This is a genomic window from Desulfobacula sp. (assembly GCF_030145145.1).
Lineage (GTDB): Bacteria > Desulfobacterota > Desulfobacteria > Desulfobacterales > Desulfobacteraceae > Desulfobacula.
On sequence record NZ_JAQYWD010000020.1, the window covers coordinates 73,285 to 89,471 of the forward strand.

The window sequence follows — 16,187 nt, forward strand, 5'->3', positions numbered from 1 at the left end:
AATGAAGACCCTTTGGTTTGCCCTGATCGTTGCTGTCATACTGGAATCTGCCCGTTTGGTGAAGGTCAAATTTGAGCTTACCCCTTCTGATGTGAATAAATTTGTGGATATCAGTATTATTCTTTTAGCCGGGACCATTGTGATGGCCTTAACCATTGAAAACCAGAAAGCCTTATCCATACTTTTAAAATGGCTTCCCCTGATTTTTTTCCCGATAATGGCCGTCCAGCAATTCAGTACAACCGGTAAAATAGATCTTCGGTCCTTTTTTCTTGGGGGTCGAAAAAAGGTGGAAGACCTTTTTTATGAGCCCAAAACAATTGATGTGTCTTATATTTACAGCCTTTTTTGCCTTTTTTCTGCGGGAACGGCAAAGCCGGAAGGACTTGTGTTTTATAGTGCGGTCTCTTTGTTCTTTACCTGGGCACTGTGGCAGGTCAGATCAAAACGATTCTCTTGCTGGGTATGGGCAGGCTGCATTCTGGGTATCCTTATTTCCGGCTATGGTGTGCAAAAAAGCCTTCGCATGGCCGCTTGGACGATCAACCGATGGATGATACAGTATTATGCCGATTATTATACGACCAATCCGTTTAAGACCCATACTGCTTTGGGTGAAATCGGAAAATTTAAATTATCGGACAAAATTATGTTACGGGCATGGAGTGACGCGGTTATGCCCGGTGAAACCTTTCTGCTCCATACGGCAACCTATAATAAATTTATCCTTTCAAACTGGTTTATCCGGTCCCGGTTTGAATCCATTGTGCCCTCAGAAGATTTCCCCAGCCTGTGGCAGATACATCCCCCGGTAAACGAGACAAAAAAAATGACGATCTATTTTCGCCAGGGTCAGAAAACAATCGTTTTAAGTCTGCCTTTCGGGGTCATCTCCATATCTGAAATGAAGGTTGGCCAGTGTGAAAAAAATGAACTCCAGGTCATCCGAATAGCGGGCGGGCCCTCCCTGATCAAGGGGGTTGTCTCGTATACGGGTCAACTGACCTATGATGCCCCCCCGGATGACCATGATTTTCTGATCCCCAAAAAAGAAAAAAACGCTTTGGCAGCCATCGCAGCAGAACTGTCCCTTGAGAATAAATCGGACGAGGAGATCTTAACCTGTATCAAGCAGTATTTTTTAACGCACTATACCTATTCTCTGGATTTAAAAGGAAAAGGAGAGGCACAAACCCCGCTGTTGAATTTTTTACGCCATACAAAGGCAGGGCATTGTGAGTTTTTTGCCACGGCAACCGCACTCCTTCTTCGCCAGGTCAATATACCGGCCCGGTATGCTACAGGATACATGGCCCACGAATATTCCCGGCTGGAAAACCAATTGGTGGTAAGGAAAAGAGATGCCCATGCCTGGGTAAAGGTCTATGTTGATGGCCAATGGAAAAATTTTGATACCACACCCCCATCGTTTATAAAGATTGACAGCCAAAATATAGCTGTCTCCCGGGTCACAGACCTATTTTCTTTTTTGGGGTTTAAATTATCGCAATTGAGACATGAAACCGGGGAAAAGCTGATGAATCAGTATGGGGTCTGGTTGATTGTTCCCCTGGCAGGGATATTGTTTTTCCGGCTGAGAAAAACGAACCGAATCAAGCGCGCCAGGATGCCGGGTACGCCTGGGGAAAATAAAAAGCAGCGCCCTGGTGACCTCTCTTTTTTTCCGGTAGAAACCCTGCTGTCACAAAAAGGGTTTCCCCGGTATCCCCATGAAACCTATTCAGCCTGGTTTGGGCGGATTGATCCCTATTTTGGCAGCAGGGACATCATGGATCATCTTCAGCCGGTTTTGTTGCTTTTAAACCGGCATCGGTTCAGCAAACACGGGCTCAACAAACAGGAGAAAAAAAAATTTGAATCCTGCCTGAACCGCCTGTTAAAAACAGTAATCCAAGACCTGCCCCTGGCTCAAGTGGACGGGGATATAAAATCCGTAATATAGATATTTTCTTTTATTTCCCGCCCAATGGTTGAAACCGGCGTGGGGCCATAATCATGCCCGGGATAAACAATGGTATCCGGGGGCAGGGGAACCAGTCTCTGATGAATGGAACGGATCAGGGTATGAAAATTTCCGCCCGGCAAATCTGCCCGGCCCGCACTTTCCACAAAAAGGGTGTCCCCGGAAAAAAGGCAGTTGTTGATATGCAGGCAGACAGAGCCGGGTGTATGTCCCGGCGTATGGATCACCTTTACCTTGAGGGTTCCCACGGTAAGAACATCATCGTGATGAAGGGCGATATCAATGTCATATGTCTTCCGGGTTTCAGGCGCCTGGGATGCCGCCCGGTCCTGGAAAAAGGTTTTATCATCCACATGCATGCACACGGGTATGTCATAGTGGGTGGATATGGCGACATTGGACTGCACATGGTCACGGTGGCCATGGGTGTTGATGAGGTATCTGGGATGGATGTGATGGTCCTCTATGACGCGATGGACCTTTTCATCCTCTCCCCCGGGATCAATAATAATGCCCTCCAGTGTTTCGGGGCAGGCAACGATATACGTGTTGACTTCATAGGGACCGACATTCAGTCGTTGAATGAACAGAGGGTTGCTTTGCATGGTATCCTTTTTATTTTCAGGTCAATGCCAGGTTTTTTAAGTGTGGAATAGTTTAAATTAAATGAAAGGGTTTGGCAATCCTTGGAAGGGGTAAGGCGGCTCCCCAAAAAAAAATAAATAAATGTTGCAATTTTTCATCATGTGTGGAAAAAAGGAAAAAGATCGGGTGTAAATGGACAATTGAAAGGGTAATATGGCTGAAAATAAAATAGATGCCTTAATAAAGCGAATTCTTGATGCGACGGGTATCAGTTCTCAATCCGATCTTGCAAAGGAACTTGGCATTGACCGGTCTGGAATTACGCATGCAAGAAACAAGAATAAATTGCCGGACAAATGGATTGTCAAGCTGTATCGGAACTTTGGTTTCAACCCCCAATGGATTGAAACCGGCATCGGTAATGTGTTTCTCCGGACCCATTCAGATGATGATGTCGAATTTAAATATATTCCAAGAGTGGCGGCACGGCTGTCAGCGGGTACCGGCTCGTTTGAGTGTGATGAACGTGTAAAGGATTACCTGTCCTTTCAGACAAAGTGGCTGGCAGCCAAGGGGTCGGCCAACACCATGGTGGCCATGGAAGTTTTCGGGCAGAGTATGGAACCGGTTATCAGGGAAGGAGATACGGTCCTGATTGATCAATCTCAAAAGAATATCCTTGCCGGAGCGATCTATGCTGTGGGTGTGGAAGATACGATCCTGGTCAAACGACTGGAAAAACATCCCAATAAACTGGTTCTTTGCAGTGACAACAAAGACTATGCCCCCATCTACCTGGAAAGAGAAGAGGCAGATAAAATAAGGATTATCGGTAAGGTTATCTGGAGTTGCCGGGAATATCGATAGATTTTTTTTGATGGGTGTGTTTACTTTTTTCAACAGTAAGTGATTTTTTTAAAAAAAGGAGCGTATAAAATGCAACAGATTAAACGAACAGTGTATGAAAAATGTGTCACTGGGGTGACAGGAACCGTCTGGATTGCAGGGTTGCTTATTTCCGGCAGTGACAGCCCTTATATGCCTTGGCTTAATGGGATGGGCCTGTTCTTGTTTCTGGGAGCGACCCTTTTACTGGGGAAGTGCCTTCAACCGTCTCATCATACTTCCGGCACCAGGGCAGATGCCAATGTTTATAAGGAATTGAAGGTCACTGCCAGGGTATCACAGAAGATAAATTGCAACCTGCCTATCCCATGTGAGAAAAATTTTTCTCAGACCAAGCCGGTATTTTTTTAATGAAAAAAAAATGTGGTTTTTCCTTGTCATTAAGGTAAAAAACAAATAATCAAAGGGGGACTATGTTAATATTGTTTGGCCTGTAAGGATTTTTTGTGGAGAAAGACTTAAAAACTAAGAAAATTGAACGTCTCAACCTTATTTTGAGAACCATCAGGGATGTTGGAAGACTTTTGATCAGTGAAAAAAACAGGGAAAAATTGATTAATGGGATCTGCCGCACCCTGGTTGAAAAAAGAGGATATTATAATGCCTGGATCGGCCTGTTCAACCCTGACAAAACCATTGATCTCATTGCAGATTCCGGCATGGAATCCCAGTTTGAAATTCTTAAGAAAAACATAAAAAAGAATCAATTTACCCGGTGTATCGAACATACGCTTTTTTCAGAAGTGGTTTTTTCGGCCAATGATCCGGTTCAAGAATGTAGGGACTGTCTTTTGTCGAAAAATTATTCCCACAGGGGTGCCCTGGCTGTCCGGCTGACATATGAAGCGAAGAACTATGGATTCATGGTGGTGTCCATACCCAAGGAACTTGCCTCGGATGAAGTTGAAAAGAATATTGTAAAAGAAATTTCAGATGATATTGCATTGGGTCTGTATCGACTTGATTTGGAAGAAAAAAGAAAATTTGCAGAACAAGATCTTAAACAAAGCCAGATTCGTTTTAAAACCCTGATAGAAAATTCCTTGAACTGTATCTCTATTATCCAGGATCATAAAATTGTATATCAAAATAATGGGGTTAGAAAAGTTCACGGCCTCATGGGCGAGGTGTTTGAACCGCCCCGATTTTCAGGGGTGTATTCGGATGATCGTTCCCGGATAAAACAAGCATATGCCGAATTGCTGTCCAATAAAATTCAGCGGATTGAAACCGATTTCCGATACTGTCTGTCCAGTAAGGATACGGCAACTCCTGAAATCCGGTGGGCATTGGTCAGTGCGACAAAAATCGATTACCTGGGGGTGGAATCCATACTGACCAATATCATGGACATCACGGATTCCAAAGAAGTGGAGAACTTTTTAAGGATTCAAGACAAAATGACCTCCCTTGGACGGGTCACTGCCGGGATTGCCCATGAAATACGAAATCCGTTATCCGGCATCTATATTTATCTCAAAGCCCTGAAAAAAATATACAATCAAATGGGGGATATCACAAAAGTGGTATCGATTATTGATAAAATCGAGCTGGCGTCCTATAAAATTGAATCCATTATCAAACGGGTAATGGATTTTTCAAAACCCAGCCAGCCGCAATTTATCATGACCAATTTGAATACATATATTGACGAAGTGACAAAATTGACATCGGTTACGTTAAGGAAAAACGGGATCCGGTTTGAAAAATATCTGGATCCGAATATCCCAAAATGTTTTGCAGAACCCCATTTGATAGAGCAGGTCATATTAAACCTGATCACCAATGCTGCGGAAGCAATGAAAGACGTTCCCAATGAAAAACGAATCGTCTTGAAGACCTTTACAAGAGACAATCATGTGGTGGTCAGTGTCAGGGACACGGGCCCGGGGATTCCCGTATCCATGCAATCAAAAATATTTGACCCCTTTTATACCACAAAAACCAATAGTTCCGGCATTGGATTGAGCATTTGTCACCGGATTATTTTAGATCATGGGGGATCATTAAAATACCATACACCGAAGAGCGGGGGTGCACGGTTTATGATTGAACTGCCGTTAGAACGTAAAGAATTGTGATCAGGGGGATTTGATGAAATATTCCATTGCCATTGTTGATGATGAAGCGCTTATCCGGGATGCGCTTGATATAACCCTTTCCGATCAATATGATCTTTATCTTTTTGAAACGGCAGAATCCTTTTTAGCTGCCATTGAACGAACCGTGCCGGATTTGGTTTTAATGGATATTGGGCTTCCCCTGATGACCGGCATTGAGGCCCTTGAAATCGTGAAACAAAAACATAGTGACCTTCCTGTCATTATGATTACAGCCTATGAAGATATCAATATGGTCATCCAGTCCATGAAAATCGGGGCATTTGATTTTGTTTTAAAACCCCTTAACCCTGATATCCTTGAACTTACCATTAAAAAAGCGGTTGCCTCCATCGCATTGATCAAAGAAGTTAAAATCCTTCAGGAAAAGTATCTTCAGGAGAATCACCCCTGTTTTATCGGAGAAAGCAAAAACATTGAAAATGTAATGGACTTTATTCATATGGTATCAAAAAGCGCGGATACCCCGATTATGATCCTGGGAGAGACGGGCACGGGAAAAGAACTCATTGCAAAGGCAATCCATGCCCGAAGCCCCGTTTTCAAGGGACCGTTCATTGCGGTAAACTGTTCTGCATTCCCCGAAGACCTGATTGAATCAGAGCTGTTCGGTTATGAATCCGGGGCGTTTTCCGGGGCCAGCAAGCAGGGAAAAAAGGGGTTTATAGAAGCGTCGGATGGGGGCACGCTTTTCCTGGACGAGGTGGCGGATTTGAGTCTGGCGGGTCAGGCAAAACTGTTGCGGTTTTTAGAGAACGGTGAATTCTACAAGATCGGTGGAACCAAAAAATATACGGTTCAAACCCGGGTTGTGTCGGCAACCAACAAAAAAATCGAAGCGCTTGTCAATGCAGAAAAATTCAGAAAAGATCTTTATTTCAGGTTGTGTGTGATCAAGGCTGAAATCCCATCCTTGAATGAGAGAAAAGAGGATATCCTTCCCCTGGCCAAACATTTTCTACATGAGTTTAATCAAAAATTTTCAAAAACCATCAAGGGATTTTCTGAAGCAGCCGCAGATCATCTCATGTCCTATGAATTCACCGGCAATGCCAGGGAATTAAAAAATATGATTGAACGGGCAGTGCTTATTTCAAAAACAGACCTGCTGGAGTTGGATAAGCTGAAAGGCGTATCCACGTCATTTAAGGATCGAAATGCTGCCAATATTTCCCCATATTCGGATCTCGGTCCTGAAGGGATTAATCTTTCCCAATTACTTGAAAATACAGAAAAAAAATTCATGGAACAAGCCCTGTCACTCTCAAAAGGCAATGAAAGCAAAGCCGCAAGATTGTTACAGATGAATCACCACACCTTCCGATATCGATGGAAAAAAATCTCTAATAAATAGGTGAAGAGCCGGGATAATGGCCACTTGTTTTGATACCACCATCCCGGACGCTTCAGGTCTCTTTGACATGTGATTTAAAATCGAATGCGAATCCCGGCAAAGTATACGGCTTCGGGCATGGGATAAAAACTTTCCCAGCCTGGAGCCGTATACCCGTCATAGTATTCTTCGTTCAACATATTGGTGGCTGTGGCAAACAGCTCAACGGTTTTATAGGTGTAACCGGCATACATATCCACTGTACCGGCACTGTCAAGCTTGTCAAGGGTATTGCTGTTGTCGTTGCCGGCATAGCGGGATCCCAGGTAGTTGTACTGGAACCGGTAAGAAAAACCGCAGTCAAACTTGAGTTCAAATCCCGCACTTGCTTTGAATTCAGGTACCAGGGGAATTTGTTTGCCGTCATTGGTGCCTGCGGTGAATTGGGCATCTGTGTATCCCAGGTTGCCGAACAGGTTAAGCAGATGGGTGGCCTGGAATTTTAAGTTGAGTTCTGCCCCCTGGTGACGGGTTTCATCCAGGTTTTCATTTTGCCATAAAATCCCATTCCAGGCGATTTCATCATCCACATCAAAGGTAAAAACCCTGGCATTTGCTGCGAGCCGGTCATCCATACCAATAAACCGTGTGCCCATCTCGTATCCCCGGGCGGTTTCGTGCTTGAGTCCCGTATTTACGGCGCCGCTCCAGAGGACCATGAATTCGTCCACCCTGGGAAACCTGAAGGCCTGATAGGCCCTGGCATACAGTTTTGATCCCGGCATAAAGATATAGGCCATCCCCAGGTTCCAGGCCCATTCGGTTTCATCAAGATCGCTGTCATTGCCCAGGTTGGAATCCAGGGTGGTATCAAACTGTTCATACCGGGCCCCCAGGTTCAGCACCAGGTCCGGCATGAGGTTGATTTCATCTTGGACATAAAACCCCATGGTTTTCTGATCATGATCATAATTGTTTGTGTTGACCAGGGCTTTTGACGGCCCTGATCGGGCAGTATAATCCGTATCATAGAATTCCATACCAATGGTCAGACGGTTTTCTTTTTCTGCAAGGGACGAGTTCAACACATATTGGGGGTTAACCCCGATGGTGTCATAGTCATAATGATAATAGCTAAACCAGGAAGGCATGTCATCATCCCGGCTGTTGTCTCGATAACTCAGGTTAAGATCAAGCGTTCCATAAGCACCCCAGTCCGTTTCAATGGCCAGCACATAATAGTCATCCTGGCTTTCACCTTCATCTGCCAAGTTACCCGCCTGTTTTCTATCCTGTGCGATTTGAGCGGCGGTAAGACCGCCCGGGTACTGGTAGTCTGCCGATGTGGTGTTGGCCTCCAGGGAGACGGCCAGGGTATCTGTGGCATGGAAGGTCAGTTTGCCGTAAATACTGGTCCGGTCGGCCTTTGATCGATCCCGGTAACCGTCTGTATCATATTGAACGATGCCAAGATTACCGTCAAACCGGTCCAAGCCAAACGTTAACCCTGCGGTTCCCTTGACCGTATCATAGGACCCGAAGCCCACTTCAGCAGAACCGTGAATGCCGTCCTGGGCATCTTTGGTGATGATGTTGATCACCCCCCCCATGGCATCCCCGCCATAAAGGACAGAGTTGCCACCGTGAAGGACCTCTATTTTTTCCACATTTTCAATGGGAATGGAGAGAAAATTAACGCCGGAAATATCGATGGTGTTGATTTTACGACCGTTCACAACAATGGCGACATGGCGGTCAGAGGTTTCTCCGAAACCGCCCATGTCCACTTTTTGATTGAACCCGTTTCCGTTTAAATCGGTCACAATCACCCCGCCGAGATTGCGCAGGGCATCGGGTACGGACTGGGCACCGCTTTCCTGGATATCTTCTGCCGTGATGACGGTGATCTGGGCGGGAATTTTTTCGGTTTTCTGTTCCAGCCTGCTGCCGGTTACCACCATGTCATCTACGATGAGAGGATCCGTTTCTGCTGCCATTGCCGGGGTTGTGGTCAGGAATAAGACTCCCAAGAACCACAGGAAAAATTGTTTCATGTGCTGCCTTCCTTAAAAATAATATTTTTTTGCAGTCAGGCATAAAAAAACCCGAACCGCATATATACGACCCGGGATTTCCCAAACTATCCGATAGATCAACGTAGTTTCTCTGTCCACGAGAAATACGGCACTCAGTTCAGGCAGGTCTTCTGACTCTCCCTCCCTTTCAGCAGCCTTCCCACCCTGAATCAATGTAATGTGCCCGGTCCAATGGCATTTTTAAGGACAGGAGTTTATTACATTCAAGGGCAGTGACATTCTTGGCTGAAGGGTTCTCCTGCCGTCTGGCAGGAGGGGGACTACAGCGGCGGGCCCGTTCCCGATTTTCACGGGATTCCCTATTCCGGGTGACGGATAAATTCTATTGGCCACCCTAGCTCTTATGAGCACCTGAACACTATTTCGAATACACCTAATCATCATTTGCAGCTCTTGTCAACAGGGATCGAAAGCGCTAATGTATAAAATGGGTGGCTTTAAATTTTCCCCACCCCAAAAAATGGAGTTGATGACGAAAATGCAGGATAAAATTGAGGACATAAAGAAGAAAATGGATGTGCTTGAAACGCTTATCCGGGAAACCAGGGCACGTCTTCCGGCCCATTCCACCAAACCCCCAATCATGATGGAACTTCTTGACCTTGAAGATGAATATGATATCCTGCTGGGAAAGCTCAATGAATTGACTGTAGAAAAATAAAAAAAGCCCTGCCGGCGGTGGCAGGGCTTATAGATATCATGATACGGCAGGATCTTGTCTTGATCGGCTATGTCAGGGCATCACATGTATCGGTCCAGGTCTTCTGATTCAAGGTCACTGATGGTCCCCCGGACATCCATTTTTTGTTCAACGCGTTTACCGATGAATTGGATGCAGTGTGTGGGGCATTTCTCTATTGCTTTTATGGCCTCTTCTGCATACGTATTAGAATAATGGTCATAATCACATACGGATAGGTTGTCCGTGATTCTGAAAATGTCTGAAATTTTAGAACACGCCTTACACCCCACACAGGCGGCACTGCAGACGGCTTTTGCATCCTTTGCCTTATCTTTATTGGAACAGGCCACCGTGGGGATCAGGTCCTCCTGGAATCCTGTGATGCTGATAATGTCTCTAGGGCAGACCTTTGAACAGGCGCCACACCCCACACATTTTTCATAATTGACCGTTGCAAGACCCTCCACAATATGGATGGCATCATAGTTACAGGCTCTGACACAGTCGCCAAAACCAAGGCACCCAAAGGTACAGCCCTGGACCCCTGCCACCTGATGGGCAGCAGCACAGCGCTTTTCTCCGCGGTATTCGGTTAATTGAAGGCGGTCGCCGCTGTGGGCACCGCAATGGACAATGGCCCGAACCGGAATGGTTTTACCGACCTCAACCCCCATAATGTTAGCGATACTGATGGCACAGGATTCCCCACCCACTGTACATTTGTTGACCGGGACATCGTCTGTAACAATGGCAACGGCATAGTCACTGCACCCGAGATAGCCACAGCCGCCGCAATTTGCACCCGGGAGGGCCTCTATTACGGACTCGATTTTCGGATCAACCTCAACCTTGAATGTTTTATTTGCCCAGCCCAGGATATACGAGAAAATAACGGCCATTAGCAGCATGGTGCCGGCTGCTATGGAAAGGGTAATGACGATCATGGCACCCTCACTTGGCAGGTAAGGGTTTGGGAATCCACAAGGACGGAAACATCAAATTGTCCAGAAAGATCCGGTTGAAGGGGAATCATGGTTAAGGCCTGCTCTGCCGGAGTGGGCATGACAGCCTCCCGTATACCGGAATCCACCCCGGTAAATCCCATGAAGGCTATGGCAAGGATACCGCCGATAACAAGGGTTATTGCAGCACCCTGGAACGGTTCCGGAATATCACAGAGTTCCAGTTCTTCCCGGATACCCGACATGATCACAATGGCAATGGTGAATCCCACACCGCCGAAAAACGCCAGGGCAATGGCTCTTCCTAGGTCCCATGCATCTTCAGGGTTTTCAACCCCCACCACATGGCTCATGATGGTGAGGCAGGCAAACAGGATGGCACAATTGGTGGTGATAAGGGGAAGAAAAACACCAAAGGACCGATAGAGTAACGGGAAAAATTTTCTGACATACATTTCCACAAATTGTACGGAAGACGCAATGGAAAAAATATAAACAATATAGCTGAGTACGGTAAGATCAATGGCTTCCGCTGCTTCTTTCGGGAGAAAAAATCCGGCAATAAAGGAAGACAGGGGGGCTCCGGGTATGAGCACCATTGTGGTGATGCTCCAGCTGATCAAAGCGGCAATACTGATGACAAAGGTGACGGCACATCCCATGCCAAATGCCATCTCCACTTTTCTTGACACCCCCACAAACGGACAGATGCCTACAAAATAGTAGAGTACGAAATTGTTAATAAGAGCTGCTGTCAGAGCGATCAGCATTATGTCCAGAAAATACATCATAAAAACCACCTATACCTGTTTGAGCATCTTGAGATGATCTGTTTCCAAAATTCAGTCATTGACGTCTGAGAAAGCCGTTTAATCATTGACAGACCTCCGCGATTTAATGATACCGATCCAGTTGACAAAACCAAGCAATAACCCCAATGTAATGAATGCACCGGGCGGCAATACCATGATGACCCAGTCCGGCCATGCCGACGGCAGAACCCGCATGCCGAAAAACATGCCCGTGCCCAGGATTTCCCTGACCGCAGCAATACTTGAAAGGGCAAGACCAAAGCCGATGGCCTGACCGATAGCATCGGATGCTGCCGTACCCACCGACTGTTTGGAGGCGCATACCTCGCAGCGGCAGATAATAAGGCAGTTAACAATAATTAAAGGGATATAGGGTCCCAGGGTTTTGCTCATCTGAAACAGATAAGCAGCAAGAAAGCGGTCAGCTATGGTAACAAAGGTCGCAATGGTAAGGGTAAACACAACAATTCGCAGATGTGGTTTTAAAAGATTCCGGATCAGGCTGATGACGATATTGGCACACAAGAGCACAAAGGCAACTGAACAGGCCATGGTTATCGCAGGTTTCATTCCGTTGGTGACAGCCAGGGTTGGACAAAGGCCTAGAAGTTGACGATATACCGGGTTTTCAGGCAAAATGCCCTGGACAAATCTTTCAAAGGCTGTGGGTTGATCCGCCATCACTTGGTCTCCTTGATGTTACCATTTTTACTTTTTGGGGTCCCGCTCTTCCGGGATGCGATAAGCTGGGCTTTTACATCAGCAATGGTTTTGTTTACAATGCCGGTAACGGCCCTGGACGAGATCGTTGCCCCGGAAATGGCATCAATCTCATATGCCTTTCCTGCCTTTCCTTTTACAACCACAAGGCGTTTGTTTGAAGATTTATTCAAAAACTGATCCCGCCATGGTTTTTCCAATATCCTGTTTCCAAGCCCCGGTGTCTCTTTCTGGTCCAGAATAAAGAGGCCGGTGATGGTCTCTGCACCGGCATCCAGACCCAGCAGCACCTCAATATTATCTGCATAGCCCTGGCCCGAAGCCTTGGCCACATGCCCTGCCATGGAACCGTCTTTAAAAAGCGCATCATAAACGGTATAAAATTTTGTACGGCCATTTTTTTTGATTTCAATCACCCGGGGTTCAATCGCAAGGAAATCTTTCTGACGCATTGTTTTCTCTGCCTGATCTTCCCCCAGGACAAGGGAAGGAATTCTTTCCATGGTTTCCTTGATTTTATTGTTTTCAATTATGGGTCCCAGCTTTGACTGAATGCCGGCAAGGGCAGTGCCGAAAACAGTGGCAAGCACCAGCACCAGCCAGGCCTGGAACAAATTGCTGTTTCTAAGTCTTGACATATCAGGCTTCTCCCATGGGTTGAGGACTGGTCCAGCGATTAATCAGCGGGGTAACGGCATTCATCATGAGAACAGCAAACATTACCCCTTCAGGATAACCGCTGAAAAGCCTGATGACCATTATTAAAATACCGGTACCAAGGCCGAAATACCATTTTCCTTTTGCTGTAAGCGGTGATGTGACCGGATCAGTTGCGATGAAAAATGCCCCAAACATAAGGGCGCCGCCAAACAGATGGTGAACGAGGAATACGCCTGAATAGGACCCTGTAATGTCTGTGATGCCGGCAATGACGGACACCGTTAACAGGATGCTCAGGGGGATTTGCCAGGAGGCTGTTTTCCGGATAACAAGAAATAGCCCGCCCAAAAGGCAGGCCGCTGTACTTGTTTCTCCCAGCGATCCATTGGTTTTTCCCCAGAAAAGCGGTGCAATATCCATGGTCAGACCGTTGAATTTTAACGCGCTTAGCGGCGTTGCCCCTGAAACAGCATCCACAAGACCGGTCATGTTTTCATAGGAGCCGGCGCCCATTAACTGGGCAAAGGCGATCATGACAAAGGCCCTTCCCACCATGGCAGGATTAAAAATATTCATGCCAAGGCCACCAAAGATAATTTTTCCGATGCCGATGCCCACAATTGAGGCAAGAACACCAACGAACCAGGGGGCTGACCCCGGCAGTGAAAGGGCAAGAATAATACCGGTTACCGCAGCAGAACAATCGCTAAGGGTGATGGCCTTGCCCCGCATCCATACAAACAGAAATTCTGAAGCAAGACAGGCAATAACACAGATGAACAGCTGTTTTACGGCATAGAGTCTAAACAGGTAGACAGACATCAGCACAATGGGTAACAGTGCTATCATGACATCGATCATCATGCGTTGTGTGTCGGTGCCGGTATTTTTTATATGGGGAGATGGCGCCACATGAAGACCGGCCGTCTCGGTTGGATCCTTTGGATCTGAATTTTTCATTGTATCTGACACGCATTGATTCCTTGTATTAGCGGTTTTCCCAGGCGGCCACCAGTCTTTTTCCCGTTCGAATCAGCTGAACCAGATTGATTTTCGCAGGACAAACATATGTGCAGCACCCACATTCAAAACAGGCGTTAATATGGTATTGGCTGGCAATGGAGGGATTATTATATCGGGCTGCCAAAGCCAGCCGTGTGGGCACAAGATTCATGGGGCAGGCATCAACACAACGCCCACACCGGACGCAGGATGTTTCTTGTTCATTGGAGATTTCATCATGGGTCAGCACAGTGATACCCGAGGTCCCCTTGGTGACGGGTGCGGTAAGATCTGAAAAGGAAAATCCCATCATGGGACCGCCGGCAATAATTCTGGCAGCATCCTGTGTTATGCCGCCGCAAAAATTGATCACCTCACCCATGGAAATACCAATGGGCACGAACAGATTTTTAGGGGTTTTTATCCCTTTACCGGATATGCTGATCACCCTGTGGGTCAACGGAGACTCCTTGATGACTCCCCGTGCCACTGCGGCCACTGTGCCAACATTACTCATGGCCACACCCACATCCGACGGCAGGCCTCCCAAAGGAATTTCAAGACCCAGAACAGCTTGTACAAGCTGTTTTTCACTTCCCTGGGGATATTTGGTCTTTAATACGGCAATTTTTATGACCGTCTGTTCTGTGGCTTCCCGCAGTTTTGTAATGGCCTCGGGTTTATTGTCCTCCACACAGATAACAATTTCCTTAGCCGACACGGCCCGTCCCGTTAAAAGAGCACCGGTAACAATGGACCGGGATGCCTCCTTCATCAGTCGGTAATCGCAGGTGAGATAGGGTTCACATTCACAGCCGTTGATCATGAGCGTGTCGATCATCCGTGTGTCATTGGGGGTGACCTTTACATGGGTGGGAAATGCTGCCCCCCCTAACCCGACGATGCCGGAATCGTGAATGATTTTAACAATGGTTAACGGATCATAAATGGAAATGCAGTCCCTGGGCCAGTCCTTTGAGGTCATTTCTTCCCATAATTTTTCCGGGGGGATCTGCTCACCTTCTGCGTGAATAGAGATGGCCGTCAGACGCTTGCCGTTTGGTAGGGTAACCACCTTCATCTTTTTCACTTTTCCTGCAATAGGCGAATGAAGGGCCGCAGAAACAAAGGCTTCGCCAACCCCGATAAGTTCACCATACCTGACGGTCTGCCCCGACTTTACAATGGGTTTGCATGGCACACCCAAATTCTGAAGCAAAGGTAATGTGACGGTTTCAGGTGTGTCCATCACTTCAACTTTTGATTCATATGACAAGGCTTTATTATCTGGAGGATGGATCCCGTGGCGAAAACTGCCGGTCCCTGGAAACCCTTTAAACCTGAACAAACTCATAACCCCATATTTACCTTTCTAAATAGTTCTATTAATTTTTAAATGGATTCAAACGATGGGGAAAATTACTGAACGATCCAGACAACATGATTGTCTGCATTTCTGAAAATTTTGTTGCCAACCCTGTTTAAAATCATTTGTTTCATGGCCGTAAGACCCCGTCTTCCAATGACGATGGTGTTGTAATGACCATATTTGGCTTTGTTTAGAATACAATCTGTTGGATCTTTTTCATCCTCGATAATTTCAGAGGAAATTTGATCTTTGGAAAAACCGGCTTCCAAAAAATAGTCCAGCGGCAAATCAAACATTTCCGAGGGCGATTTTTTGGGGGATTTGTTGAACAGACCCTGACGTGGTTGTGAATGGCATAACAACAATTTACACCCTTTTGTGTTGATCAGGGAACTTATTGATATGATGGCTTTCATCACCTCTCTGGTCCCATCATAGGCAATAATTATTTTTTTATGGGAGGGGTTTTTCCCGACAACAACCAGGGGAATATTTTTAATTTTTCCCAATAGTTTAATGGGCAGACTATCCACGAGAAGGTCTTTTATCCAGCTGTGTCCCTTCCGTCCTATCACCAGTGCATCATATCCCTTATGCGATTCTTCGACAATATCCCGGACGATTCCCTGATTCTTTATATGAATCATGGGATGAATTGAGCTTAATGGAAATCCCGAATCCAGCAATAGCTGTTTTGCCTTTTCCATGGCAAGATTGACCGTTTTTTTTCTTGTCGCAATGCTGGCCCTGATTTCAGGTGTTTGAAACCGGAAGTCCATTTCCTTTTCCATATGCCAGAAGGACCGGGGTATTTTAGTTTCCACATAAAAAATAACAACCTGAGTCCTGTCACGGGGAAATGCATCTCTGATATATTGCACTGCATCCAAGGCCAGATCTGAACCATCATAGGCAAGTAGAATCTTGATTTCTTTTTGCTCTGTCATGAACCAATA

15 protein-coding genes and 1 riboswitch are annotated in these 16,187 nt (G+C 46.2%); of the genes, 6 read left to right on the forward strand and 9 right to left on the reverse strand.

Annotated features, from left to right (window positions below):
* The first annotated feature begins 1 nt into the window (after position 1).
* Complete coding sequence (locus tag Q1Q15_RS12915) at positions 2-1,963, forward strand: transglutaminase-like domain-containing protein (protein ID WP_300460495.1); 1,962 nt, start codon at positions 2-4, stop codon at positions 1,961-1,963.
* Here Q1Q15_RS12915 and Q1Q15_RS12920 read toward each other — a convergent pair.
* Positions 1,930-2,589: an MBL fold metallo-hydrolase gene (locus tag Q1Q15_RS12920; RefSeq protein ID WP_300460497.1), complete on the reverse strand. Its 660-nt coding sequence runs from the start codon at positions 2,587-2,589 to the stop codon at positions 1,930-1,932. The two genes, Q1Q15_RS12915 and Q1Q15_RS12920, sit on opposite strands and share 34 nt — an antisense overlap.
* A 193-nt stretch (positions 2,590-2,782) precedes the next feature.
* Here Q1Q15_RS12920 and Q1Q15_RS12925 point away from each other — a divergent pair, with 193 nt between their 5' ends.
* The 4 genes from Q1Q15_RS12925 to Q1Q15_RS12940 all read left to right on the forward strand — a co-directional run bounded on the left by Q1Q15_RS12925 (position 2,783) and on the right by Q1Q15_RS12940 (position 6,949).
* A complete protein-coding gene (locus tag Q1Q15_RS12925; protein ID WP_300460499.1) occupies positions 2,783-3,436 on the forward strand; it encodes a S24 family peptidase in 654 nt (217 codons plus the stop codon).
* A gap of 69 nt (positions 3,437-3,505) precedes the next feature.
* A complete protein-coding gene (locus Q1Q15_RS12930) occupies positions 3,506-3,826 on the forward strand; it encodes a hypothetical protein (protein WP_300460501.1) in 321 nt (106 codons plus the stop codon).
* A gap of 95 nt (positions 3,827-3,921) precedes the next feature.
* Positions 3,922-5,556 carry a sensor histidine kinase gene (locus Q1Q15_RS12935; RefSeq protein ID WP_300460503.1) on the forward strand — a complete coding sequence of 545 codons (1,635 nt, stop codon included), beginning with the start codon at positions 3,922-3,924 and terminating at the stop codon, positions 5,554-5,556.
* Between the two features lie 13 nt (positions 5,557-5,569).
* The gene (locus Q1Q15_RS12940; protein WP_300460505.1) at positions 5,570-6,949 is read left to right on the forward strand and encodes a sigma-54 dependent transcriptional regulator; all 1,380 of its coding nucleotides are present in this window, start codon (positions 5,570-5,572) and stop codon (positions 6,947-6,949) included.
* Between the two features lie 74 nt (positions 6,950-7,023).
* On the opposite strand, the gene Q1Q15_RS12945 is transcribed toward Q1Q15_RS12940, so the two are convergent.
* Positions 7,024-8,982 carry a TonB-dependent receptor gene (locus tag Q1Q15_RS12945; protein WP_300460507.1) on the reverse strand — a complete coding sequence of 653 codons (1,959 nt, stop codon included), beginning with the start codon at positions 8,980-8,982 and terminating at the stop codon, positions 7,024-7,026.
* Between the two features lie 124 nt (positions 8,983-9,106).
* A riboswitch (cobalamin riboswitch) is annotated at positions 9,107-9,394 on the reverse strand.
* A gap of 108 nt (positions 9,395-9,502) precedes the next feature.
* On the opposite strand from Q1Q15_RS12945, the gene Q1Q15_RS12950 reads away from it, so the two are divergent.
* The gene (locus Q1Q15_RS12950; RefSeq protein ID WP_300460509.1) at positions 9,503-9,685 is read left to right on the forward strand and encodes a hypothetical protein; all 183 of its coding nucleotides are present in this window, start codon (positions 9,503-9,505) and stop codon (positions 9,683-9,685) included.
* A gap of 80 nt (positions 9,686-9,765) precedes the next feature.
* Here the strand turns inward: Q1Q15_RS12950 and Q1Q15_RS12955 are convergent, their stop codons facing one another.
* The 7 genes from Q1Q15_RS12955 to Q1Q15_RS12985 form a co-directional block, all read right to left on the reverse strand.
* Positions 9,766-10,650 (reverse strand): RnfABCDGE type electron transport complex subunit B, encoded by an 885-nt coding sequence (locus Q1Q15_RS12955; RefSeq protein WP_300460512.1) that lies wholly within the window; start codon positions 10,648-10,650, stop codon positions 9,766-9,768.
* Positions 10,647-11,459, reverse strand: a complete 813-nt coding sequence (locus Q1Q15_RS12960; protein ID WP_300460515.1) for an Rnf-Nqr domain containing protein — start codon at positions 11,457-11,459, stop codon at positions 10,647-10,649. Before Q1Q15_RS12960 ends, Q1Q15_RS12955 begins: the two co-directional genes overlap by 4 nt.
* 78 nt (positions 11,460-11,537) lie before the next feature.
* Positions 11,538-12,161 (reverse strand): electron transport complex subunit RsxE, encoded by a 624-nt coding sequence (gene rsxE, locus Q1Q15_RS12965; RefSeq protein ID WP_300460517.1) that lies wholly within the window; start codon positions 12,159-12,161, stop codon positions 11,538-11,540.
* A complete protein-coding gene (locus tag Q1Q15_RS12970; protein WP_300460520.1) occupies positions 12,161-12,838 on the reverse strand; it encodes an FMN-binding protein in 678 nt (225 codons plus the stop codon). The genes rsxE and Q1Q15_RS12970 overlap by 1 nt, the downstream gene beginning before the upstream one ends.
* Position 12,839: 1 nt before the next feature.
* Positions 12,840-13,832 (reverse strand): RnfABCDGE type electron transport complex subunit D, encoded by a 993-nt coding sequence (locus Q1Q15_RS12975; protein ID WP_300460522.1) that lies wholly within the window; start codon positions 13,830-13,832, stop codon positions 12,840-12,842.
* Positions 13,833-13,848: 16 nt separating this feature from the next.
* Positions 13,849-15,216 carry an electron transport complex subunit RsxC gene (gene rsxC / locus Q1Q15_RS12980; protein ID WP_300460525.1) on the reverse strand — a complete coding sequence of 456 codons (1,368 nt, stop codon included), beginning with the start codon at positions 15,214-15,216 and terminating at the stop codon, positions 13,849-13,851.
* Between the two features lie 65 nt (positions 15,217-15,281).
* Entirely contained in the window at positions 15,282-16,178 is an 897-nt protein-coding gene (locus Q1Q15_RS12985) for a universal stress protein (RefSeq protein ID WP_300460528.1), read from the reverse strand.
* Positions 16,179-16,187 lie beyond the last annotated feature (9 nt).

Bases quoted from the DNA above. Each gene is read 5' to 3' on its own strand.
- Q1Q15_RS12915 (WP_300460495.1), top strand. From the start codon at position 2: ATGAAGACCCTTTGGTTTGCCCTGATCGTTGCTGTCATACTGGAATCT.
- Q1Q15_RS12920 (WP_300460497.1), bottom strand. From the start codon at position 2,589: ATGCAAAGCAACCCTCTGTTCATTCAACGACTGAATGTCGGTCCCTAT.
- Q1Q15_RS12925 (WP_300460499.1), top strand. From the start codon at position 2,783: ATGGCTGAAAATAAAATAGATGCCTTAATAAAGCGAATTCTTGATGCG.
- Q1Q15_RS12930 (WP_300460501.1), top strand. From the start codon at position 3,506: ATGCAACAGATTAAACGAACAGTGTATGAAAAATGTGTCACTGGGGTG.
- Q1Q15_RS12940 (WP_300460505.1), top strand. From the start codon at position 5,570: ATGAAATATTCCATTGCCATTGTTGATGATGAAGCGCTTATCCGGGAT.
- Q1Q15_RS12945 (WP_300460507.1), bottom strand. From the start codon at position 8,982: ATGAAACAATTTTTCCTGTGGTTCTTGGGAGTCTTATTCCTGACCACA.
- Q1Q15_RS12950 (WP_300460509.1), top strand. From the start codon at position 9,503: ATGCAGGATAAAATTGAGGACATAAAGAAGAAAATGGATGTGCTTGAA.
- Q1Q15_RS12955 (WP_300460512.1), bottom strand. From the start codon at position 10,650: ATGATCGTCATTACCCTTTCCATAGCAGCCGGCACCATGCTGCTAATG.
- Q1Q15_RS12960 (WP_300460515.1), bottom strand. From the start codon at position 11,459: ATGATGTATTTTCTGGACATAATGCTGATCGCTCTGACAGCAGCTCTT.
- rsxE (WP_300460517.1), bottom strand. From the start codon at position 12,161: ATGGCGGATCAACCCACAGCCTTTGAAAGATTTGTCCAGGGCATTTTG.
- Q1Q15_RS12970 (WP_300460520.1), bottom strand. From the start codon at position 12,838: ATGTCAAGACTTAGAAACAGCAATTTGTTCCAGGCCTGGCTGGTGCTG.
- rsxC (WP_300460525.1), bottom strand. From the start codon at position 15,216: ATGAGTTTGTTCAGGTTTAAAGGGTTTCCAGGGACCGGCAGTTTTCGC.
- Q1Q15_RS12985 (WP_300460528.1), bottom strand. From the start codon at position 16,178: ATGACAGAGCAAAAAGAAATCAAGATTCTACTTGCCTATGATGGTTCA.